This is a genomic window from Rhodococcus sp. NPDC056743 (genome assembly GCF_042790355.1).
In the GTDB taxonomy this organism is placed as follows: domain Bacteria; phylum Actinomycetota; class Actinomycetes; order Mycobacteriales; family Mycobacteriaceae; genus Rhodococcus_F.
The window spans coordinates 281,650-304,164 of record NZ_JBHTZI010000006.1; the positions used below are offsets into that span (position 1 = coordinate 281,650).

The 22,515-nt window shown below is 63.5% G+C and carries 24 protein-coding genes; 13 read left to right on the top strand and 11 right to left on the bottom strand.

The window, feature by feature from the left end:
• Positions 1-38 precede the first annotated feature (38 nt).
• Both ACFRFQ_RS15775 and ACFRFQ_RS15780 read right to left on the bottom strand, forming a co-directional pair.
• Positions 39-1,232: a PLP-dependent aminotransferase family protein gene (locus ACFRFQ_RS15775; protein WP_378659229.1), complete on the bottom strand. Its 1,194-nt coding sequence runs from the start codon at positions 1,230-1,232 to the stop codon at positions 39-41.
• A 184-nt stretch (positions 1,233-1,416) separates the two neighbouring features.
• Complete coding sequence (locus ACFRFQ_RS15780; RefSeq protein ID WP_378659231.1) at positions 1,417-2,820, bottom strand: NAD(P)H-quinone dehydrogenase; 1,404 nt, start codon at positions 2,818-2,820, stop codon at positions 1,417-1,419.
• A 178-nt stretch (positions 2,821-2,998) separates the two neighbouring features.
• Here ACFRFQ_RS15780 and ACFRFQ_RS15785 point away from each other — a divergent pair, with 178 nt between their 5' ends.
• A complete protein-coding gene (locus tag ACFRFQ_RS15785) occupies positions 2,999-3,469 on the top strand; it encodes a gamma-glutamylcyclotransferase (protein ID WP_138869422.1) in 471 nt (156 codons plus the stop codon).
• A 14-nt stretch (positions 3,470-3,483) separates the two neighbouring features.
• On the opposite strand, the gene ACFRFQ_RS15790 is transcribed toward ACFRFQ_RS15785, so the two are convergent.
• From ACFRFQ_RS15790 to ACFRFQ_RS15805, 4 genes are read right to left on the bottom strand one after another with little or no spacing between them, the layout of a single operon-like run.
• Entirely contained in the window at positions 3,484-4,560 is a 1,077-nt protein-coding gene (locus ACFRFQ_RS15790) for a hypothetical protein (RefSeq protein WP_378659235.1), read from the bottom strand.
• A gap of 55 nt (positions 4,561-4,615) precedes the next feature.
• Positions 4,616-5,764 (bottom strand): M20 family metallopeptidase, encoded by a 1,149-nt coding sequence (locus tag ACFRFQ_RS15795; RefSeq protein ID WP_378659238.1) that lies wholly within the window; start codon positions 5,762-5,764, stop codon positions 4,616-4,618.
• Positions 5,761-6,921 (bottom strand): M20 family metallopeptidase, encoded by a 1,161-nt coding sequence (locus ACFRFQ_RS15800; protein ID WP_378659241.1) that lies wholly within the window; start codon positions 6,919-6,921, stop codon positions 5,761-5,763. Before ACFRFQ_RS15800 ends, ACFRFQ_RS15795 begins: the two co-directional genes overlap by 4 nt.
• A 12-nt stretch (positions 6,922-6,933) precedes the next feature.
• A complete protein-coding gene (locus ACFRFQ_RS15805; RefSeq protein WP_378659244.1) occupies positions 6,934-7,632 on the bottom strand; it encodes an enoyl-CoA hydratase/isomerase family protein in 699 nt (232 codons plus the stop codon).
• Between the two features lie 67 nt (positions 7,633-7,699).
• Between ACFRFQ_RS15805 and ACFRFQ_RS15810 the strand changes: the two genes are divergently transcribed.
• Complete coding sequence (locus ACFRFQ_RS15810; RefSeq protein ID WP_378659247.1) at positions 7,700-8,485, top strand: purine-nucleoside phosphorylase; 786 nt, start codon at positions 7,700-7,702, stop codon at positions 8,483-8,485.
• Positions 8,482-10,071 (top strand): phospho-sugar mutase, encoded by a 1,590-nt coding sequence (locus ACFRFQ_RS15815; RefSeq protein WP_378659250.1) that lies wholly within the window; start codon positions 8,482-8,484, stop codon positions 10,069-10,071. Before ACFRFQ_RS15810 ends, ACFRFQ_RS15815 begins: the two co-directional genes overlap by 4 nt.
• A gap of 1 nt (position 10,072) precedes the next feature.
• Here ACFRFQ_RS15815 and upp read toward each other — a convergent pair whose 3' ends face one another.
• Positions 10,073-10,696, bottom strand: a complete 624-nt coding sequence (gene upp, locus ACFRFQ_RS15820; RefSeq protein ID WP_378659253.1) for a uracil phosphoribosyltransferase — start codon at positions 10,694-10,696, stop codon at positions 10,073-10,075.
• 82 nt (positions 10,697-10,778) lie between these two features.
• Here upp and ACFRFQ_RS15825 point away from each other — a divergent pair, with 82 nt between their 5' ends.
• The 5 genes from ACFRFQ_RS15825 to ACFRFQ_RS15845 are packed head-to-tail and all read left to right on the top strand — an operon-like array spanning position 10,779 to position 14,003.
• Positions 10,779-11,093, top strand: a complete 315-nt coding sequence (locus tag ACFRFQ_RS15825; RefSeq protein ID WP_378659256.1) for a hypothetical protein — start codon at positions 10,779-10,781, stop codon at positions 11,091-11,093.
• Positions 11,090-12,067, top strand: a complete 978-nt coding sequence (locus tag ACFRFQ_RS15830; protein WP_378659258.1) for a C40 family peptidase — start codon at positions 11,090-11,092, stop codon at positions 12,065-12,067. The genes ACFRFQ_RS15825 and ACFRFQ_RS15830 overlap by 4 nt, the downstream gene beginning before the upstream one ends.
• 12 nt (positions 12,068-12,079) lie before the next feature.
• Positions 12,080-12,424 carry a hypothetical protein gene (locus ACFRFQ_RS15835; protein ID WP_378659261.1) on the top strand — a complete coding sequence of 115 codons (345 nt, stop codon included), beginning with the start codon at positions 12,080-12,082 and terminating at the stop codon, positions 12,422-12,424.
• A complete protein-coding gene (locus ACFRFQ_RS15840; RefSeq protein ID WP_378659264.1) occupies positions 12,421-12,720 on the top strand; it encodes a YbaB/EbfC family nucleoid-associated protein in 300 nt (99 codons plus the stop codon). The genes ACFRFQ_RS15835 and ACFRFQ_RS15840 overlap by 4 nt, the downstream gene beginning before the upstream one ends.
• A 47-nt stretch (positions 12,721-12,767) precedes the next feature.
• Positions 12,768-14,003 (top strand): primosomal protein, encoded by a 1,236-nt coding sequence (locus ACFRFQ_RS15845; protein ID WP_378659266.1) that lies wholly within the window; start codon positions 12,768-12,770, stop codon positions 14,001-14,003.
• A gap of 23 nt (positions 14,004-14,026) precedes the next feature.
• On the opposite strand, the gene ACFRFQ_RS15850 is transcribed toward ACFRFQ_RS15845, so the two are convergent.
• From ACFRFQ_RS15850 to ACFRFQ_RS15860, 3 genes are read right to left on the bottom strand one after another with little or no spacing between them, the layout of a single operon-like run.
• Positions 14,027-15,109, bottom strand: a complete 1,083-nt coding sequence (locus ACFRFQ_RS15850; protein WP_378659272.1) for an adenosine deaminase — start codon at positions 15,107-15,109, stop codon at positions 14,027-14,029.
• A 10-nt stretch (positions 15,110-15,119) separates the two neighbouring features.
• On the bottom strand, positions 15,120-16,415 hold the full coding sequence (locus ACFRFQ_RS15855; RefSeq protein ID WP_378659274.1) for a thymidine phosphorylase: 1,296 nt from the start codon (positions 16,413-16,415) through the stop codon (positions 15,120-15,122).
• Entirely contained in the window at positions 16,408-16,812 is a 405-nt protein-coding gene (locus tag ACFRFQ_RS15860; RefSeq protein WP_378659276.1) for a cytidine deaminase, read from the bottom strand. The genes ACFRFQ_RS15855 and ACFRFQ_RS15860 overlap by 8 nt, the downstream gene beginning before the upstream one ends.
• 252 nt (positions 16,813-17,064) lie before the next feature.
• On the opposite strand from ACFRFQ_RS15860, the gene sdhC reads away from it, so the two are divergent.
• Genes sdhC through ACFRFQ_RS15880 form a run of 4 tightly spaced genes read left to right on the top strand, consistent with a single transcriptional unit; the run spans position 17,065 to position 20,460 of the window.
• The gene (gene sdhC / locus ACFRFQ_RS15865; RefSeq protein ID WP_072782401.1) at positions 17,065-17,469 is read left to right on the top strand and encodes a succinate dehydrogenase, cytochrome b556 subunit; all 405 of its coding nucleotides are present in this window, start codon (positions 17,065-17,067) and stop codon (positions 17,467-17,469) included.
• Between the two features lies 1 nt (position 17,470).
• Entirely contained in the window at positions 17,471-17,926 is a 456-nt protein-coding gene (locus tag ACFRFQ_RS15870) for a succinate dehydrogenase hydrophobic membrane anchor subunit (RefSeq protein ID WP_138869436.1), read from the top strand.
• Positions 17,927-17,941: 15 nt separating this feature from the next.
• Complete coding sequence (sdhA, locus tag ACFRFQ_RS15875; protein ID WP_138869437.1) at positions 17,942-19,693, top strand: succinate dehydrogenase flavoprotein subunit; 1,752 nt, start codon at positions 17,942-17,944, stop codon at positions 19,691-19,693.
• The gene (locus tag ACFRFQ_RS15880; RefSeq protein WP_033231276.1) at positions 19,693-20,460 is read left to right on the top strand and encodes a succinate dehydrogenase iron-sulfur subunit; all 768 of its coding nucleotides are present in this window, start codon (positions 19,693-19,695) and stop codon (positions 20,458-20,460) included. The genes sdhA and ACFRFQ_RS15880 overlap by 1 nt, the downstream gene beginning before the upstream one ends.
• A 61-nt stretch (positions 20,461-20,521) precedes the next feature.
• Here ACFRFQ_RS15880 and ACFRFQ_RS15885 read toward each other — a convergent pair whose 3' ends face one another.
• Positions 20,522-21,094: a dihydrofolate reductase family protein gene (locus ACFRFQ_RS15885; RefSeq protein ID WP_378659282.1), complete on the bottom strand. Its 573-nt coding sequence runs from the start codon at positions 21,092-21,094 to the stop codon at positions 20,522-20,524.
• A gap of 111 nt (positions 21,095-21,205) precedes the next feature.
• Here ACFRFQ_RS15885 and ACFRFQ_RS15890 point away from each other — a divergent pair, with 111 nt between their 5' ends.
• Entirely contained in the window at positions 21,206-22,498 is a 1,293-nt protein-coding gene (locus ACFRFQ_RS15890) for a D-alanyl-D-alanine carboxypeptidase family protein (RefSeq protein ID WP_378659285.1), read from the top strand.
• The last annotated feature ends 17 nt before the right edge of the window (positions 22,499-22,515 follow it).

Below are 22,515 nucleotides of genomic sequence, written 5' to 3' on the forward strand. Positions count from 1 at the left end.
TTCATCCACACGCAATGACAAGTGCTGTGGTGCGGAGTTCAGCCCCGAGACTGAGCGGAAGCATCACGGAAGGCGTCGCCCAATTTCTGTGCGGCGTCTTCCAGCACGGTTTCCGGATACGTCGCAAAGCACAGGCGAGCCGATCGGCTCAGGTCCGCGTCTACGCCGAATGCCGCTCCGGGTACAAAAGCAACACCGTGCTTGACTGCGACGTCGAGAACCGCGGCAGTGTCAACCGGATCAATGCTCTCCATCCAACAGAACATGCCGCCCCGCACGGGCGAGAATCGCGCACTGTCGCCGAAGCCGGCCTCCAACGCACTGACAAGCGTCTTCGCACGGCCACCGTAGGATGTCCGCAACATGTCCAGATGACCGTCGAACCACGCAGTGTCCGAGAACAAGTCGGCCGCGATCTGCTGAGTGAGTGACGACCCGCACAGATCCGCACCCTGTTTGATCAATTCGACGGCCTCGCAGACGCGCCCGTCACCGTGCAGCCACCCGACACGCAGAGCGGGCGCCAGCACCTTCGACGCGCTGGACAGCCGAATCACCCTGTCCGACAACGCTGCAACCGGGATCGGCGGCGGCCCGTCGAAGTACAGTTCCCCGTACGGGTCGTCCTCGAGAATCCAGAAGCCGTACGTATCTGCCAGTTTCGCCAGATGCGTGCGGCGTTCGAGCGAGAGAACAGAACCGCGCGGGTTGTGAAAGTTGCTCACGGTATGAACAACTTTCGGACGCAGCCCGCCCGCAAGCTTCTCTTCGAGCGCCCCGGTATCCAGGCCGTCCGCGTCGACCGGGACGGGAACCAGGCTGGCCTGCGCAGTCCGAAAGACCTGCAGGGCGCCGGTATACGCCGGATCCTCCACGACAACGGTGTCACCGGCGTCGAGCAACACCTGAGCCAGCAAACTCAGACCCTGCTGGGAGCCGTGCGTGACAACCACGTCGGACGATTCGAGTGTGCGACCGATCTTGACGGATTCGCGAGCCGCAATCACCTCACGAAGATGCCGCAATCCCGAGGTCTCACCGTATTGAACGGACGACGCATCACCGAGAGCGACAGTCGCCGCCTGTGAAATACGCTCTCGCGGAATGAAATTCGGATCCGGCAAGCCGCCGGCCAAGCTGATCACATCAGGGCGAGCAGTCAGGGTGAGCAAGTCACGGATTGCAGAACTACGGAGTCCGCCCATTCGAGCAGACAGCGCGGCGTGTTTCATAGAAACTCCCAGGCACGCAAAAAGAAACATCAGAGGAAAAACACCCTGAGCCGCCGAGGGGTCTACGGGGCGGGGAGAGCGCCGTGGTACCGGTCCATGATTCGACCGGTAACACGACTATCTCACCATCACGCCAATATGTGAAATCGAGTTCTCAGATTTCGGGAAACCAAACCGGCGAAAATCAGTCGAGATCGTCGTGACGCATGAGCTGACGCGCCGCCTCGGTGATCGAACCGGTCAGCGACGGGTAGACGGAGAACGTCTGGGCCAAGTCGTTGACACTGAGGTTGTTCTGCACGGCCATCGCGAGCGGCAGGATCAACTCGGATCCGTTGGGCGCGACCACAACTCCGCCGATCACCACACCCGTTGCCGGACGGCAGAAGATCTTCACGAAGCCACGACGCAGTCCGGACATCTTGGCGCGCGGGTTGGTGTTGAGCGGCAACATGACGGTACGGGCGGGAACCTCACCGTTGTCGATCGCAGCCTGCGTCACGCCCACCGTCGCAATCTCGGGACGCGTGAACACAGCTGACGCCACGGTCTTCAACTTGATGGGGCTCACGCCTTCACCGAGTGCGTGGTACATCGCGATGCGGCCCTGCATGGCGGCCACGGATGCGAGCGGCAGTAGTCCCGTGCAGTCACCGGCTGCGTAAATACCCGAGACCGCAGTGCGGGAGACGCGGTCGACACGCAGGTAGCCGCCCTTGTCGAGCTCGATGCCGACCTTGTCGAGACCGAGTCCGTCGGTGTTGGGAACCGAGCCGACTGTCATGAGCGCATGGCTTCCCTCGACCGTACGACCGTCGGAGAGTTTGACGATGATTCCGTCCTCGGTGCGCTCGACAGCATCGGCGCGCGCGTGCTTGACCAGAATCACACCGCGCTCGGCCAGCGCGTCTTCGAGTACGAGTGCCGCGTCGGCGTCCTCGCCCGGGAGCACCCGGTCACGGCTGGACACCAGCGTCACCTTGACGCCCATCTCGGTGTACGCGGACACGAACTCGGCACCGGTCACACCGGAACCGACAACAACGAGGTGCGAGGGCAGCTCTTCCAAGTCGTAGAGCTGACGCCACGTCATGATGCGCTCACCGTCCGGCTCGGCACCCGGGATGATGCGGGGGCTTGCGCCAGTCGCGATGAGAACGACGTCGGCTGCGATGGTGCGCTGTTCACCATCGGCGAGGGTCGCTCGCACCTGGTGCGTTGCCAATCCGAGTTCCTGGTCGGTCAGCTCTGCAGTACCGGAGAGAACCTCGACGCCCACCGTCTGCAGTCGAGCGCGAATGTCCGAGGACTGGGACAACGCGAGCGCTTTCACGCGGGAGTGAATCTTGGGGAGCGATACCGACGCCTGCTCGGGATCGAGCGTGATTCCCAGATCGGACGCGCGACGCATGTCGGTGCGGATGCCGGTCGAGGCGATGAACGTCTTCGACGGCACACAGTCGAAGAGGACACACGCGCCGCCGACGCCGTCCGAATCGACCAGGGTGACGGTTGCGCCGTGCTGGGCAGCAACCAGCGCTGCCTCGTATCCGGCAGGTCCGCCGCCGATGATCACGATCCGGGTCATGTGTCCTCCATGTCGTCAGGCGACCGGCAGGGGTCTCCCGCCAGTCCATACAGCTCAGGTACAGCACGCGTTGGTCACGCTATTGCAGCGATCGAGGTCGCGCAGTGCTTGTACCAGATTACTAGCGTCCGGTGGTCCGCTTCGCGTCACCCTCACACCACCGTTTAGGCTTGCGCCCGTGTCGATTTATGCTGCGTACGGTTCCAACATGCACCCAGAGCAGATGCTGTTGCGCTGCCCACACTCCCCCATGTCGGGAACTGGATGGTTGCGTGGCTGGCGCCTGACCTTCAGTGGCGAAGACCTCGGCTGGGAAGGTGCCCTCGCCACTGTGGTGGAGGACCCGGATTCCAGCGTTTTTGTCGTCCTCTACGACGTTCCGGAAGAGGACGAGGTGAGTCTCGACCGCTGGGAAGGGGCCGAACTCGGTCTGCACCGCAAGATCCGCGTACGTGTCGACACGTCTGACGGCGCGGTTCTGGCCTGGCTGTATGTCATGGACGCCTACGAGGGTGGCCTTCCGTCCGCTCGCTACATCGGTGTGATGGCCGACGCAGCCGAGATCGCGGGCGCTCCGGCCGACTACGTCCGGGAACTACGGACGCGGAACAGCCGGAACGTGGGCCCCGGAAACGGATTGACCGACTGACGCAGTTCGACCGACTACAGCAGTAAGAAGTAGGCCAGCACCGCGAGCGCGATGATCGCCACCACGGCGGCTACCGCGATCACGATGCGCGTGGAACCGGGCTTGCCGGTCTCGGCCTCCGCTACCGACGTACTTTCTGCCTCAGCAGTGGCCACCTGTGCCGCTTCGGCCGACACGGCAACCCGCGGGACATTCTCGAATACTTCGGTGACGTCGTGTGACGGCGGCAGCCCGATCGGCACGATCTTGTGCGACGTCGACGTGAAACCGGCAGCAAGAATCGCCGCACCGAGTGCTGCCGACTGTTCCGGCCCAGGACCGAGTTCGCAACGGACATTGAGCTTTTCGGCGACTCCTACGGCAATGGCCGTCATCGCCGCTTTGTCGCCCGCCATGTCGCCGTCGCCGGTCACGACAACGGCGTCGAGGTTTTCCGGCATCCATCCGAAGGCGCCGAGCGCCGTCGCGATTCGTGAACTCGGCGAGCTGCCGTCGCCGGCAAACCCGAATGCACGACCGGCAGCAACACCCGAACGCACCAGGGTGACAGCGGCTCCGGTGTCGTCGACGTGATAGATCCCGATAAGCGTTCCGGCCAGGGCCGCGATTTCCGATTCGAACCACGCCGACACCGCTTCGGCGTCGGACACCAGGGTGACACGTTCGAGGCCCGCGTAGACCAACGAATCACGCAGGATAGCCGCGGTCGAAGAATCCCAGCGTGACGGGTACGTCGCCACGATGTCAGGTGCACCGCCGTCCTTGCCCCCACGATCGGGCAGCGGCTCGCATTCCTGCAACAGACAGCGCAGAGACGTTGCCACCAAATCTTCAGCGCGATAACGGGTATCAGCTGTTCCGGCGACACCGCTCGGATCGCCGACGCGGGCGACAAAACCCGTCCAGCTTTCCGTGAATTCACGGCCGCCGCCCAACTCCGACTCGCCGCCGAGCACGGTGGTGCCGTCCTTGCGTTGATTGAGAACCGTATCCCGAACGATCACCACCGGATCAGCCGAACCTGGATCGTTCGACGCCACCACAGCCGTCGACACCACTGTGCCGATCCGCACTCCCACACCTATGGACATGCCCGTACCTTCACTCGAACCTTACGAAAAACGGTGCCCCCGACGGGAACCGGAACTAACCGAGAACGAGGCTTGTGAGAACCTTCACACCCACACCGAGCGCGCGCTCGTCGAGATCGAATGTGGGTTGATGGATATCGAGTTGTTCACCTTCGCCGGACCACACGCCCAACCTGGCCATTGCGCCAGGTACGGTCTCGAGGTACCACGAAAAGTCTTCTCCACCACCGGATTGTGGCGTGTCAGCTAAAGCGTCCTGCCCGACGCCGGCGATGGCGTCCTCGAACATGCGCGTCGAGACCTCGTCATTGACGACGGGTGGGACACCGCGGCGATAGTTCAGTTGATAGCGAACACCTGTTGGCGCAAGCAGTCCGTGCACGATCTCCTCGACGAGAGGTTCGAGCAGTTCCCAAGTTTCGTGATCGCCGGTTCGGACGGTGCCCGTCATCATGCCGGTCTGCGGGATGGCATTAGGCGCCTGACCGGCGCTGACCGCACCCCAGACCATGACGGTTCCGGTGCGCGGATCGATACGACGGCTGAGCATTCCCGGCAAACCCGTGACAACAGTTCCGAGCGCGTAAATGAGATCGGTGGTCAGGTGGGGCCGCGACGTATGGCCACCGGGCGAATCCAGAACCACTTCGACGGTATCGGCTGCGGAGGTGATCGCACCGAGTCGCATACCGACCTGGCCTGCTTCCAGGCGCGGATCACAATGCAGAGCAAAGATTCTCGATACACCGTCGAGCGCACCGGCCGCGATGACGTCGAGCGCACCGCCCGGCATCACCTCTTCAGCCGGCTGGAAGATCAACCGAACTCCGACGGGAAGTTCCGACAACGACGCCAAGGCCAGACCTGCTCCCAACAGGATCGTGGTGTGCGCGTCGTGCCCACAAGCATGGGAAACACCGGGGACCGTGGACGAGTATGTGGCGCCCGTCGCCTCCTGCATCGGCAGTGCATCCATGTCGGCGCGCAGGGCGATACGGGGTCCGTCCGGACCGATGTCGCACGTCAAACCCGTGCCGCCGGGAAGCACCTTCGGTGAGAGTCCCGCCGCGGTGAGCCGCGTCGCGACAAATTCCGTTGTCGCGTACTCGTGGCGAGCCAGTTCGGGGTTGGCGTGAATGTGCCGTCGCCACGCGACCAGATCGTCGGTATGCGCGTGAATCCAAGTATCGATTGCCGCGTTCACCGGCGATCTACTCCTTCCAACAGACGGGCGCGTTCCGAAGGATCGGACGCTACCCGGACAGCAGTGCGAGCCAAGGCTATTGCGCCGTCGACAACAGCGCGATCAGCGGATTCCGTGACACATGCCGCCGCGAACTCCGGCTGATGTGTCACTGCCCCAGCTGAATCCAAACCGATAACGGGATGAATTCCAGGAATCACGTTGGTGACATTACCCATGTCGGTACTCCCGAGCGGACGGGAACGCTCCCATTCCGGTGCCAACGGCACCCGGCCAAGATCCAGGATCTGTTCGCGGTACACGTCAGCCAGCCACGGATCCGGCGTCAGTTCGGTGTAGGTCGGCGACACGGTGCGGATCTCGTGGGTGCAGCCGGTGCCCAGCGCGCCGGCGGCAAAACAGGCATCCGCCCGCTCGGACAGATTGGCCAACGACGCGGCGGTCTCGGCGCGCAGGTAGTACAACAGTTCCGAACGCGCCGGCACGATGTTCGGGGCGGTGCCACCGTCACTGACGATGCCGTGAATCTGCTGACCGGGGAGCAGGTGCTGACGCAACAACCCCACTGCCACCTGAGCCAGGGTTGCCGCATCGGCGGCATTGAGTCCGAATTCCGGCGCAGCGGACGCGTGGGCCTCTCGGCCGTGGTAACTGACGGCGATATCCGCCAAGGCCAACGACGTCGCACCGATGATGTCGATCGGGCCGGGGTGAACCATCAGCGCAGCGCCGACGCCGTCGAACGCGCCGCGTTCGAGCATCAGCACTTTGCCGCCACCGGTTTCCTCGGCGGGCGTTCCGATCACCCGAACCGTGATGCCGAGTTGATCCGCCACCGACGCCAAGGCGATGCCGGCGCCTACCGCCGCCGAAGCAATGATGTTGTGTCCGCACGCGTGACCGATGTCGGGAAGGGCGTCGTACTCGGCGCAGATCGCGATGACCAGTTCACCGCTGCCGTATGTCGCGTCGAACGCCGTGGGCAGATCGACCAGATCGCGGGTGATCGCGAAGTCGTGCTGCTCCAACAGTTCAGCGACCTTGGCGCTGCTGCGGTATTCCTCGAAGGCGAGCTCCGGATCACCGTGAATCGAATGCGACAGAGCAATCAGATCGGTCTCCACAGACCTGACTACGCCGTCGACTTCATGATTCACCGCATCATTGTCTCACCCGAACGAGAAGTTGCTCTTGTCAGTCACCCGTCCAAGATCAACCAACAGGTCGCGATGAATCCCGGCCTTGATTCCGGCCAGGTTCGGTCCGTGCGTCGGCGTGAGCGCAGCGGCCTTGGCCACGGCGGTCGCGAGCACCGAATCGCCCTCGACGGTTTCCTGGACAATTCCGGCAGCTAGTGCGTCGGCGCCACCGAACCGGCGGCCGGTGGTCATGGCCTCCAGCGCCGACTGCTTGGGAAGTCTGCTGTTCAGCAGGGCCGACATGCCAACGGTGAACGGCATGTTCAGGCTCACCTCGGGCAAGCAGTAGAAGCCGCGGTCGGCGCGCATGATCTGGAAATCGTGCGCCGTCGCGAGCATCGCTCCCGCACCGAAGGCATGGCCACCGATCGCCGCAACCGTCGCCATCGGGAAGGTCAGCAAGCGGGTGTACAGCGTGTGCACTTTGTCGAGGTACCCCGGAAGGCCGTCGAGATTGGCGAAGATCCAGGTCGTGTCGAGGCCGTTCGTGTAGAACTTGCCCGTCGCCGTGGTGACCAGGGCAGCCGGCCCCTCGTGTGCTTCGACCTCGTCCAGTGCGCTGTGCACACTCTGGATCCAGTCAGGAGTAAAACGGTTCTCGTTGTCCGTTTCGCCCTCGTTGCCGAGGTACAGGATGAATACGTCGCCGTCGCGTTCGAGATAAGGCATGAAAGGCAGCGTAATGCCCGGTAGGTCATCCGACGAACCGACCCGACTCGTCAGTAAGGTTGCGCACATGGGAACGATCGCCGAAGCCGCCGCAGCTGCTCTGTCCGCCATGACCGGAAGCGCGCCGCCGTCCGTCGCCGTTGTCCTCGGCTCGGGATGGACCGACGCTGCCGACCAGTTCGGCGAGCCCACTGCCGAGGTCTCGATGGCCGATCTACCCGGCTTTGCTCCGCCGTCGGCGCTCGGCCATGCCGGAACCATCCGAACCGTCACGGTCGGCGATACCCAGGTGCTGCTGCTCCTCGGGCGCACCCACGCCTACGAGGGCCATGAACTCAGCTCCGTGGTCCATCCCGTTCGCACCGCAATCGCAGCGGGTGCGGACACCGTCATTCTCACCAATGCCGCCGGCGGTATCCGCGAGGACTACACCGTCGGCCAACCGGTCCTGATCAGTGACCACCTGAACCTGACGGCCCGCTCACCGTTGGTCGGCGCGGAATTTGTCGACCTTGTCGACGCGTACTCCCCCGAACTCCGAGCGCTCGCCCGCTCCATCGACCCCGAGTTGGCCGAAGGCGTGTACGCCGGACTTCCCGGGCCCCATTACGAAACGCCGGCGGAAATCCGGATGCTGCGTACCCTCGGCGCCGACCTCGTAGGCATGTCGACCGTCCACGAGACCATCGCGGCGCGTGCGCTGGGGGCTCGCGTGTTGGGCATCTCGATGGTCACCAATCTTGCGGCGGGCATCACCGGCGCACCACTCGATCACCAGGAAGTACTCGCGGCAGGCAAGGCTTCCGCCACCCGAGTGGGAACGCTGCTGCGCCAACTGGTCCGCGAACTGTGAACCGAGCCGCACAGGAGTGGATCAACTCCGATCCCGACCCGGCGACCCGGCGCGAACTCGAATCGCTCTCCGAACATGAACTGGCCGAACGTTTTTCCGCTCCACTGACCTTTGGCACAGCGGGGTTGCGCGGTCCGGTGCGAGGTGGCCCGCACGGTATGAACGTGGCCGTCGTCATCCGCACCACCGCCGGACTCGGAGCGTGGCTGAAAGCGCACGGTCACAGCGGCTCTCACGTTGTTGTCGGCCGCGATGCTCGCCGCGGTTCCGAAGCATTTGCCACTGCCACCGCCGAGGTCCTGGCCGCCGCCGGTTTCGACGTGACCCTTCTCCCCCGCCCGCTTCCGACTCCGGTGCTCGCATTTGCCGTTCGATCACTCGGTGCCAGTGCCGGAATCCAGATCACCGCGTCGCACAACCCCGCCGCGGACAACGGCTACAAGGTGTACTTGGACGGCGGATCGCAACTGGTCTCACCGGCCGATCGTGAGATCGAAAGCGCGATCGCGAAGGTCGGTGGTGCGTCGAGCATCGCCAGAACACCGGTACCAGCAGTGGACAACTCCGTGATCGACAACTACATACGACGCGTCGCGACCCTTCCGCACGGCCAATCCCGCAACATTCGCATCGCACTGACACCACTACACGGCGTCGGTGGCGACACCGCACTGGCCGCGTTGCATGCCGCCGGTTTCACCGACGTCCACGTAGTTGCCGAGCAGTTCGATCCCGATGCCGATTTCCCGACCGTCGCCTTTCCCAATCCGGAAGAACCGGGCGCCGCCGATGCACTTCTCGCACTGGCCGACATCGTAAACGCTGATCTCGCGATAGCTCTCGATCCGGATGCCGACCGCTGCGCCGTCGGGGTACGCGACGGCGACGGGTGGCGGATGCTCCGCGGAGACGAGACCGGTGTGCTGCTTGCCGACCACGTACTTTCGACCACTCCGCCGAATTCCCTGGTAGCGACCACCATCGTGTCGTCCACTCTGCTCTCGAAACTGGCACCCACTCGCGGCGCCCGATTCGCCCGCACCCTCACCGGATTCAAGTGGCTGACCCGAGCGGGCGACGGCCTTGTCTACGCCTACGAAGAAGCGATCGGCCACTGCGTCGACCCCGACGCGGTCCGGGACAAGGACGGAATCTCCGCCGCCGTTCTGGTCGCAGATCTGGTTTCAACCCTCGCGGAAAACAACCGAACCTTGCGGGACGTGCTCGACGACTACGCCCTCGAATTCGGCTACCACCACGGGGACCAGGTTTCCCGCAGAGTCGACGACCTCGCCGAGATCACCACGATCATGGACCGCGTGCGGCGCAATCCACCGCACGAAATCTGTGGCGAATCAGTCATGTTCGTAGATCTGGCCATAGCCGACTCTCCACTGCGCACCGACGCTGTGGTGTTCACCGGCGCGACGACGCGCATCGTCATCCGCCCGTCCGGCACCGAGCCCAAACTCAAGTGCTACCTCGAAGTCGTGATTCCGGTAGCGAACCGCAGCGAACTCGTCGACGCCCGGGCAGCAGCGAAGGCCCGGACAACACAACTCCGGGCCTTCGCGGAAAATTTGTAGGCTAGCGCGGTCCGAATTGCCGATCGCCCGCGTCGCCGAGTCCGGGCAGGATGAAAGCGTTCTCGTCCAAGCCGTCGTCGATGCTCGCCAGAACCAGGCGCACCGGGTGACCGGACTCCGCTAGCGCTTCGACGCCACGCGGTGCCGCAACAACACACACGGCCGTCACGTCGGTAGCGCCGCGCGCAACGAGCAGGTCGATCGTGTGAACCATCGATCCGCCGGTTGCCAGCATCGGATCGAGCACGAAGACCGGGATTCCGGAGAGATCAGCAGGCAACGATTCGAGATACGGAACGGGTGCGTGAGTCTCCTCGTCGCGCGCCATTCCCACAAAGCCGACACCGGCCGACGGGATCAGCGCACTGGCCTGCTCGACCATGCCCAGACCGGCGCGCAGCACCGGGACCAGCAACGGAGGCTTGGCAAGACGAATACCCGTTGTTGCCGCCACCGGTGTGTCGACAGGGAACTCTTCGATCTCCGCATCGCGCATTGCCTCGTACACGAGCATGTGCGTGAGTCGACGCAGAGCTGACCGGAATGTCGAATTGTCGCTGCGTGCATCACGCATTGTCGTCAGGAGTGCCGCTGCCAGCGGATGGTCGACTACGTGCGTTTGCATGACCATGAGGATAGTTCCTCGGGAACCGAGCGGCCCCGGGCGGCGTCCAAGAAAGGAGTAAGCGCAACGGGGGGAAGAGAAGTTGGACAATTTTCTAGCTCACACAGAAGACATCACGGACTTCGGTTCGCGTCTGGCCGCCATCGCCGACACCGTCGCCCGCGCCCAGGCCGACGCGGCCCGTCACGATCACACTCCGCTCAGCGCAGTCCTGGGATTGATCGCCGAGGACTTCGTCCGCGTCACCGGAGAAGCACAACAAACCCAGATCGACGATCTCGGGCGTCTCGCCACCGTTGTGTCCAGCGCCGCAGCCGCCACACACAGCGCCCGCGACCTGTACGTCGCCGCCGACGAGTCAGTTCGCGCCGCCATCGTCGAAGCGGCCCGAACATGATCCCCGTCGAGGCCCTTGCCCGGCCGATCATCGACCTGGTGGCAACCCTGGGGTCTGGCGTCACCGACTCGAATGGGCCCGAGGTCGGACTCCGCATCGCGTCGGACGTTCTGGAGATCGCCTACCAACTCGGTACCGCCGCACTGGGGGAACTGTCCGGAGGCGGAACCTCGACCGCAGGTATGAGCGCCGCGACAGCGATGACCGAGCAGACCCAAGCGGCAACTCGAACACTCACCGATCGAGGCGCCGACATCGCCGGGATCGTCGACGAGGCAACCATGACGGTGTCCACCGGGATCAACGAATTGAACGGCATCCTGCAGTCGTTTCTCGGTATCGCCGCCAAGGCCGGTCCGGCTCTCCTGACGCCACCAGGCCAATTGATGCTCGTTGCAGCGGCATTCGACCATCTGGGGCGTGCAATATCCGTCGTGGAGCGAATGCGCGGCGATCTCACCGGGTCCACCGACAAAATGTCAGTCCTGGTGCCGCCGGTAGCGCTGCCGGATCCAGCGCCCGGGCCCCCGAATCCGGAATCGCCAACCGGTTCCGTTGCGAGTACCGGCGGTGCGGCAGCGGGATTGCAGATCGATTTGCCCGACGGTTCTGTTGCGACTGCGCCCAACGCCGAAGCCGCCGCTGCGGTGCGCAACGCGCTCACCCAGCAAGGAGTGCCGTACGAGTGGGGCGGTACCTCACCCGGAGTAGGCCTCGACTGCAGTGGTTTGACGCAATGGGCCTACGGACAAGCGGGCGTCGACCTTCCGCGACTCGCCCAGGAACAAGGCATCGGCAGCCCCGTCGATCAGGCCGATCTCCTGCCGGGTGACCTCGCAGTCTGGGACGGCCACGTCGCCATGGTGATCGGCAACGGCCAGATGGTCGAAGCCGGCGACCCCGTCAGCGTCAGCCCCGTCCGAACATCCAACATCGGCATGGGGTTTCACGGCTTCTACCGACCCACAGAGTGAAACGAGCACGATATGCACGACACACCGCGCCCACCGAGCGTCATCACCGCAGTGGCGGCAAATCGCCGCGGAACCATCGCCTTACGGGCCACCGAACAGGGCATTCCCATCGACATCCGAATCCACCACAGCGAATTACGCTACGGCGGTGCCCGGCTGGCAACCGAGATCATGGCCCTCGCCGCCCGGGCCGCCATGGAGGCCGGGGTCCGCCACCGCCTCGAACTGGAAGCGGATGGCGTTCCGGCAGACATCGTGAACGCCTTGGGACTCGCGACACGCGAGCAATTGGCCGACGCCCAAGAAGCCGACGAGCACACCGACACAGCCCCCGCTACCTGGATGCGATCGATATGAACGAGATGGACCGAATCATGGAGCGCGCCAAGAGTCAGTGCGGTTTCATGCAGGATGCCGTCGGAGGCGTCGACGCTATCCGTGCCACCGCAGCGAGCCCTGACGGCACGGTTGTCGCGTGTGTCAACGGGCTGGGCGCGTTGGTCGAACTGACCATCACAGACGCCGTGACCACCATGGAACCGAAGGCCGTCACCGCACTGACCATCGCCACCATCCACCAGGCAGTTCACCGCAGCAACGTCGAACGCGAACGTCTGATGAATGAACTCGGGCGCTCACTCGGCGAGGTGTGAGTAACCCGCGCTATGCGCAGGGCGATCGGGTCGATAGGCTTCCGCCCATGGCTGGAGATATCGTCCCGATCGAAATCGGTCTCACAAGTGGAGACCTCGTCACGTTGTGGGCGCCTCGGTGGCGTGAGGGCGACGACGAATGGGAGGCCTTCCTCGGTCACGAGGAAGATCTGTACGGGTTTGCCTCGGTCGCGGAACTCGCTGCCTTCATCCGCACCGATACCGACAACGATTTGGTCGACCACCCCGCCTGGAGTGTTGTGGCCGGACTTTCCGCCGCGGAACTCGAGCCGGAGGAGAACTTCACGTTCGACTTCGTCGGAGTGCCGGAACTTGCTGCCGGGGATCCGGAACCGCTGGTTGTCTCGGAACTCGAAGACACCTTGAACATGGCCCGCAATATCGGCGAGGTCTGCGAACTGGATTCCGTGATCCGGTTCTTCAGCGGTCACCCGATTCTGGGTGCACTCGCCACGGGTGCGAGCACGTTCGACGGTCGTGAAGGACTCGAGATCTGGGATCAGGTCGGCGCAGCCATCGCCAAGGACTGGGACAAGGTTCTCGACGCGATCGACAACGTGGTGACGTCGCCCAAGGTTGATGCCGCTGCGGTGGCCGTCGCCGAAGCCGAACTCCTCGCTGCCGCCGAGAACACCGTCGATGCGGACGATGTTGCCGAAGAGGGTGAGGACGAGGAATTCGACGAAGACGACCTCGACGAGGAAGACGAGATCGAGACGTTTTGGGGCGAGGTCGGCGTCGACCCGGTCCGCATCATCACCTCGGCCGACACTTTCTACACTTTGCGCTGCTACATGGGTGATCAGGCAATCTTCCTCGGTAAGGACGGGTTGATCACGGTCTTCCGGTCCGAGCGCGCTCTCGCACGGTATCTCGCCGACAATCACGAGCACGATCTGTCACAGGTGAGCACGTACGGCCTGATCCAGAATGCAGCCGTCGACGGTTCACTCGACATCGAGGTCACCGACGAGAATGTCTACGTTCTCCCCGGCATCGCCGACGACCTTGCCCAGGGCCCGGACGCCGTCGACGTCGAACAGCTCGAACTTGCTGTCGAATTGTTCACCGATGCAGCCGATTTCGCCGACGACGAGTCCACCGAGGAAACACTGTCCGCATCGAACGAGCTCGGGTGGTACGTCTCGTACCTCCTCAACCCCGATCCGTCCCGGATGGCTCCCAGTGCGCCGTTCACCAAGGAATCCGAAGGATGGCGCGAACTCGAGCGTGAGTTCGAGACACGTCTGCGTCCTGAGTAAACGGCGCTAGCCGATCAGTACGGCTATCCGATCAGTACGGCGTACCCGGGCTTGATGACGTCGTCGATGTACGCGAGACGCTGGTCGAACGGGATGAACGCAGATTTCATGGCGTTGATCGTGAATCGTTCGAGGTCGGTCCAGCCGTAGCCGAACGTGTCGACCAGCGCCGCCATCTCGCGGCTCATGCTGGTATCACCCATGAGCCGATTGTCGGTGTTGACGGTGACCCGGAACCGCAGGTCTGCCAACAGTCCGAACGGGTGATCGGCCAATGCGGCTACGGCGCCGGTCTGGACGTTCGAGCTCGGGCACAGCTCCAACGGGATGCGCATGTCTCGAACGAAGTTCGCGAGCCTGCCCAACTCGTGACGACCGTCGACGGCGGTGACGTCGTCCACGATGCGCACACCATGGCCCAACCTGTCGGCTCCACAAAATGCGATGGCTTCGTGAATCGACGGCAACCCGAACGCTTCACCGGCATGGATGGTGAAGTGCGCGTTGGCATCCCGCATGTACTCGAAGGCGTCCAGATGACGACTCGGCGGATTCCCGGCCTCGGCACCGGCAATGTCGAATCCGACTACACCACGGTCACGAAATCGCACAGCCAGTTCGGCGATTTCACGGGATCTCGCGGCATGACGCATGGCAGTCAGCAAGCAGCCGATCTGGATGTTGCGCCCTTGCGCTTGGGCCGCTGACTCCCCTGCCCGGAATCCTTCGAGCACGTGCTCAACCACTTCGTCGAGCGTCAACCCCTGTTCGAGATGCTGTTCGGGCGCAAACCGCACCTCCGCGTACACCACGTTGTCATCGGCTAGATCCTCGGCGCATTCCTGCGCCACGCGTGAGAGTCCTTCGGCGGTCTGCATGACGGCCACGGTGTGCGCGAAGGTCTCGAGGTACAACTCGAGCGAACCGCTGTCTGCTGCGGTTCGAAACCACTGCGCGAGTTCGGCAGACGTGTGCGCCGGCAGATCCGTGTATCCGGATTGCTGCGCCAGTTCCAGGATTGTCTGTGGACGCAGACCACCGTCGAGGTGGTCGTGCAGTAGAACTTTGGGCGCGCTACGAATCGAGTTCAACACCGGTGCGTTCATGCAACATAAGCTAACGCGAGTCACCCCCGATCCGCTCGATGAGCAGCGGCCGCGGCACTGTGTCGGATTCGGGTCCGATTGCCCAACTGCCGTCGAGACTTCGCCGGGCGGCGTCAAATCGTTCGGGTGTGTCGGTGTGCAATGTCAGTAACTTCTGTCCCGCACGGACCACGTCACCAGGCTTTGCATGCATCTGCACGCCGGCACCAGCCTGCACCGCGTCGCCTTGGCGCTCGCGTCCCGCTCCCAGTTTCCACGCTGCGATACCGACGCCCATGGCGTCCAATCGGGTGAGGACACCATCGCGGTCGGCAGTTACGACCTCGGTGTGCCGCGCCACCGGCAAGTCCGCGTCCGGATCGCCGCCCTGCGCGTCGATCATGGCCCGCCACCGATCCATCGCACTACCGTCGGCCAGCTTCTGCGCGGGATCCACATCGTCGATTCCGGCCGCCGACAACATTTCCCGAGCCAGGAGGAGGGTGAGTTCGACGACGTCAGCAGGTCCGCCGCCCGCCAGCACCTCGACCGATTCGCGCACTTCGAGGGCATTACCGGCAGTCAAGCCGAGTGGCGTCCCCATCTCGGTGATGAATGCCGTCGTGCGCATACCGGCGTCGTTGCCCAGTTCGACCATGGTGCGCGCCAACTCCCGCGCATCGCCGAGTTCCTTCATATATGCACCCGAACCGACCTTCACGTCGAGTACGAGGGCACCGGTTCCTTCGGCGATCTTCTTGCTCATGATCGAACTCGCGATCAGCGGAATGGATTCCACCGTCCCGGTGACGTCCCGCAGGGCGTAGAGCTTCTTGTCTGCCGGCGCGAGATTCGCACCGGCAGCACAGATGACCGCACCGATCTTCGGGTTCGCGAGGATCTCCACCATCTCGGCTGCGGTGAGGTCGGCACGCCAACCCGGGATCGCCTCGAGCTTGTCGAGAGTTCCTCCGGCATGGCCGAGTCCGCGCCCCGACAGTTGCGGAACGGCAAGACCACACGCCGCAACCAGGGGTGCCAGCGGAAGTGTGATCTTGTCTCCCACGCCACCGGTCGAATGCTTGTCCACCGTCGCTACCGGTAAATCCGAAAAGTCCATGGTGCCGCCGGATTCGATCATCGCCCGCGTCCAGCGGCCGGTCTCCGAGCGCGTCATCCCGCGGAAGTAGATCGCCATGGCGAGGGCCGCCATCTGCTCATCCGGCACAACACCCGCAGTGAACGCCTGCACGATCCAATCGATCTCGGTGCCCGAGAGCTCCCGACCGTCACGTTTTGCTCTGATGATCGACACGGCGTCAAACATGGCGAAGTCCTTCCGTTTGATCCGGTCCGAAAGCGTCCGGGAGTAACTCCGCGAGGGGTCGCGGTCCGCGAGGGGTGTCGATCAGAAGTTCTGCGCCACCGTGTTCGAGCAGGAGCTGTCGGCACCGGCCACACGGCATCAGTATCGCGCCGTCGGCGTCGGCGCACGAGAAGGCAATCAAGCGCCCGCCGCCGGTGGCCGCTAAGTTACTCACCAGTCCACATTCGGCGCACAAGCTCAAACCGTATGAGACATTTTCCACATTGCATCCTGAGACGATTCGACCATCGTCCACTAGTGCCGCGGCACCTACCGCATATCCGGAGTACGGGGCATAGGCCCGACGCATGACTTGTTGCGCGTTGTGGCGCAACAACTTCCAGTCGATTTCACCCATAGTTTGCAATCCAATCACGCCGACTGAATGCATGCAGAAACGACACGATACGACCGAAATTAAGATTGGAAAGGCAAACCTTACAAAGACATTGGTCGGTGTACGAATCCCACGGCTGATTAGTTCCCCGTTTCACATAGGTTTAGAGTTTGGGTCAAGTCGGTTCAGGACCACGTCGAGCCCGGGCTGAGTACCTCGAAGCTCTCTGCAAGCTCGGCGCGTCCACCAATGACGTTGGAGGCACAGCACTCGATGAGTACTACGACTGAAGCCGCTCCTCAGAAGGAGCGCACGAGGTCGCTTTACCGGGGCGACCCCGGAATGTGGTCCTGGGTTCTACACCGGATCACAGGCGTCGCAACTTTCTTCTTCCTATTCGTACACGTTCTCGATACAGCCCTCGTGCGGGTCAACCCCGACACGTATGACGCTGTCATCGACACGTACAAGAACCCCGTCGTCGGTCTCATGGAGATCGGCCTCGTCGGTGTGGTCCTCTACCACGCCCTCAACGGCGTGCGCGTGATGCTCGTGGACTTCTGGTCGAAGGGCCCGAAGTACCAGCGCGTCATGCTCTGGACCATTCTGGCGATCTGGTTCCTGGTGATGATCCCGGGCGCCGGACGCATCCTCATCAACATGTTTGCGGAGCACTGACATGGCGACTACTCACGGACCCGAAGCCAAGAGCCTCGGCACCTCATACGACCGTCCGGCCAGCCTGGACAACCCGCGTTCCCCGCGGGCAAAGGCCAAGAACAACTTCGAGCTGTACGCGTGGCTGTTCATGCGTTTCTCCGGCGTCGCCCTGATCGTCCTGGTCCTGGGCCACATGTTCATCATGCTGATGCTCGACGGTGGCGTTCACCGACTGAACTTCGCATTCGTCGCAGGCCGCTGGTCCAGTCCGTTCTGGCAGATCTGGGATCTGACGATGCTCTGGCTGGCGCAGCTGCACGGCGGTAACGGCCTGCGCACGGTCATCGCGGACTACTCCCGCAAGGACTCCACGCGTTTCTGGCTGACCACGATCCTCGTCATCTCGATGATTCTGATCATGGCACTGGGCACGTACGTCATCTTCACCTTCGACCCCAATATCTCGGCGAGCTAGGGGAGCACAGACTTCATGCAGGAACATCGTTATGACGTGGTCATCGTCGGTGCCGGCGGCGCCGGCATGCGTGCGGCAATCGAGGCTGGCCCCCGCGCCCGCACGGCCGTACTGACCAAGCTCTACCCCACCCGCAGCCACACCGGCGCGGCCCAGGGCGGCATGTGTGCCGCACTGGCGAACGTGGAGGAAGACAACTGGGAGTGGCACACCTTCGACACCGTCAAGGGCGGCGACTACCTCGCCGACCAGGACGCCGTCGAGATCATGGCCAAAGAGGCCATCGACGCGGTGCTCGACCTCGAGAAGATGGGCCTGCCGTTCAACCGCACGCCCGAAGGCAAGATCGACCAGCGTCGCTTCGGTGGCCACACCCGCGATCACGGCAAGGCCCCGGTTCGCCGCGCGTGCTACGCCGCCGACCGCACCGGTCACATGATCCTGCAGACGCTTTACCAGAACTGCGTCAAGCACGACGTCGAGTTCTTCAACGAGTTCTACGCACTCGACATCGCCATCACCGAGACCGAAGACGGCCCCGTTGCCACCGGCGTCATCTGCTACGAGCTTTCGACCGGCGAGCTCCACATCTTCCACGCCAAGTCGATCGTCTTCGCGACCGGCGGCTCGGGACGCATGTACAAGACGACGTCCAACGCACACACCCTCACCGGTGACGGCATGGGCATCATCTTCCGCAAGGGCCTCCCCCTCGAGGACATGGAGTTCCACCAATTCCACCCGACAGGACTCGCCGGCCTCGGCATCCTGATCTCCGAAGCAGTTCGTGGTGAAGGCGGCATTCTCCGTAATGCCGACGGTGAGCGCTTCATGGAGCGCTACGCCCCCACCATCAAGGACCTCGCTCCCCGAGACATCGTCGCTCGCTCGATGGTTCTCGAAGTTCTCGAAGGCCGCGGCGCCGGCCCGAACAAGGACTACGTCTACATCGACGTGACGCACATCCCCGAGGAAGTTCTCGACGAGAAGCTCCCGGACATCATGGAGTTCTCGCGCACCTACCTCGGCGTGGACCCCGTCAAGGAGCCCGTGCCCGTCTACCCGACGTGCCACTACGTCATGGGCGGTATCCCCACCAAGATCAACGGTGAGGTTCTGCGCAACAACGACGAGGTCGTCAAGGGCCTGTACGCCGCCGGCGAATGTGCCTGCGTCTCCGTGCACGGTGCCAACCGCCTCGGCACCAACTCGCTCCTCGACATCAACGTCTTCGGCCGCCGCGCCGGCATCGCCGCCGCCGCGTACGCGAACTCCACCGAGTTCGTCGACCTGCCCGAGACCCCGGCCGCCATGGTCGAGGACTGGGTCGGCGTCATCCTGTCCGATCACGGCCACGAGCGCGTTGCGGACATCCGCACCGAACTCCAGCAGTCGATGGACAACAACGCATCCGTGTTCCGTACCGAAGAGCGCCTCACCCAGGCACTCAAGGACGTGCGTGCTCTCAAGGAGCGCTACAACCACATCACGGTTCAGGACAAGGGCAAGCGCTACAACAGCGACCTGCTCGAGGCCATCGAACTGGGCTTCCTGCTCGAAATGGCAGAGGTCACCGTCGTCGGTGCGCTCAACCGCAAGGAATCACGTGGCGGCCATGCTCGTGAGGACTTCCCGGATCGCAATGACGCCGAGTACATGAAGCACACGATGGCATACAAGGAGGGCGACGGCCTGCTCTCCGACATCCGTCTGGACTACAAGCCGGTGGTACAGACCCGCTACGAGCCGATGGAGCGTAAGTACTGATGTCTGCGCCTGCTGTAGAAGCACCAGCCCTCCCCCCGGTCCCCGAAGGCGCCGTCATGGTGACCCTCAAGATCGCGCGGATGAACCCGGAATCGGGCGACGGTCAGCACTGGGACAGCTTCCAGGTCCCGGCTCTGCCCACCGACCGCATGCTCAACCTGCTGCTGTACGTGAAGGGCTACCTCGACGGCACCCTCACGTTCCGTCGTAGCTGCGCACACGGTGTCTGTGGCTCCGACGCCATGCGCATCAACGGCGTCAACCGCCTGGCGTGCAAGATCCTCATGAAGGACATGCTCCCCAAGGACGGCAAGCCGGTCACCATCACCATCGAGCCCATCCGCGGCTTGCCGGTGGAGAAGGACCTCGTTGTCGACATGGAACCCTTCTTCGACGCGTTCCGCGCCGTGAAGCCGTTCCTCATCACCAGTGGCAACGAGCCCACTCGTGAGCGCATCCAGAGCCAGCACGACCGTGCTCGTTTCGACGACACCACCAAGTGCATCCTCTGCGCATGCTGCACCACGTCGTGCCCCGTGTACTGGAGCGACGGCAGCTACTTCGGTCCCGCTGCCATCGTGAACGCACACCGGTTCATCTTCGACAGCCGTGACGAGGCCGCTTCCGAGCGTCTCGACATCCTGAACGACAAGGACGGTGTGTGGCGCTGCCGCACCACGTTCAACTGCACCGACGCCTGCCCCCGCGGCATCCAGGTGACAAAGGCTATTCAGGAAGTCAAGCGCGCACTTCTGTTCGCACGCTAGTACTCTCCACTCGAATGCCCCTTCCGCTGTGCGGGAGGGGCATTCGTCATTTTGCGTGTCGCTACCTGACGGCTGGGTGATAGGTCAGAACCTGAACCCCGGAGTTGTATCGACGATCTTCGACCAACTCCAGGACGATCTTGTCCGCCGATTCCGGGAACACTCTTCCACCGGAGCCCAGGATCACTGGAAAAACCATCAAGCGCAGCTCGTCGACCAGACCGGCCAACAGCAATGCGTGAACGAGCGTCCGACTTCCCGCCACCAGGATTTCGCCGTCAATCTGTTCCTTGAGCTTAGGGACGGATTCCTCGATGGGGACGGTGAGAGCCGTCGAGTTATTCCATTCGAGTGGCTCCGTACTGCTTGTGACAACGTACTTCGGCATCTCGTTCATCTTGTCTGCAAAGCCCTGGTCGTCTTCACGCTCAGGCCACGCACCGGCAAAACTCTCGTACGTCCGTCGACCGAGCAGGAGCACATCCGCGGCGAGGGTTTCGTCGAGTTTGAACTTCATCTGGTCGCCCTCCTGATACGGAAAGACCCAGCCGGTGTGCGCGTAGCCAGGTTCACCGCCTGGCGCCTCCATGACCATGTCCAGGGACACGAACTCCGTCACCACAATCTTGCCCATACCGATCCCCTGCCGTTGACGTCATGCACCGATCGAAAACTGACCCTTCCACTGTGGCAGACGGCACGGCGATTCGGCGGTTACGCGCAATGCGCCTACCCTCGGATAACGATGATGTGGCGTCGAGCGTGTGCAGTTGTTGTTGCCGGAACAGTGATCTCCGGAATCGGAGGAGTGTCTGGAATTGCCGGCACGGTGATCGCGCAACCCGTCCCACCGCCGACTACGTCGGCACCATTCACGACGCCCAATACCGACAGTTGCCCGTTCACGAGCCTGCCGGCTCCCGCAGTGGACCTCTCCGAGGTTCCCGCGCCCGGAGCAACTGTGCCCGCCCCCGTGCCGGTACCGGACGAACCGGTCGGAGGTGACCGACTCGGTGGGTGCGGAGTTGTTCTGCCGGCCGGCGCGCCGCCGCTTCCCGCCGACATCGCCGCCTCCGGTTGGGTGGTCGCCGACGCGGAAACCGGTGACGTGCTCGCCGCCAAAGACCCGCACGGCCGGTACCGCCCCGCCAGCACCATCAAGATGCTCTTGGCGCTTGTCGCGCTCGACACGTTGAATCTCGACACCGTCGTCACCGCTACCGCAGAGGATGCAAATGCCGAAGGCAGCGCTGTCGGACTCGGCAAAGGCGGCACGTACACCAATCGGCAGCTGATGCAGGGACTGGTCATGGCGTCGGGGAACGACGCCGCCCACGCGCTGGCCAGTCAACTCGGGGGTGACGACGCCGCCGTGAAGAAGATGAACGCGCTGGCCGTGGAACTGGGCGCACTCGACACCCGCACCGCCACACCCTCCGGTCTGGACGGCCCGGGAATGAGCAGTTCACCTTACGACCTTGCGGTGATATTCCATGCGGCACTGCAGAATCCGACGTTCGCCGAGCTGATCCACACCGAGACGGTTCAATTTCCGGGATTCCCCAAAGACCCCACGATCCCCGAAGATCAGGACCGCCCCGGGTTCACCCTCGCAAACGACAACCAACTGCTCTACAACTACGACGGAGCGTTGGGCGGCAAGACCGGCTTCACCGACGACGCCCGTCATACCTATGTCGGTGCGGCTCAGCGGAACGGCCGAACCCTCCTGGTCACGTTGATGGGCGGCGAAGCACAGCCGATCCGTCCGTGGGAGCAAGCCGCCCGCCTCCTCGACTACGGATTCGGGCTCTCCCCCACGATGACCGTCGGAACATTGACCGACACCTCGACCGACAGCAGCCGACCGGAGACCACCGTCACCACCGCACCGGGGGCACCTGCCGCGGTATCCGCGGCCGGCACCTCCCCGGACGCCGGATTCAGCTCCACAGCGCGCACAGCCGTCGCCGTCGGCGGCAGCGTCGTCGTCCTCGGCCTGATCCTCGGGGCGATCGTGGTAGGCCGTCGCCGCTAGCTCTGCCCGGGTACGCC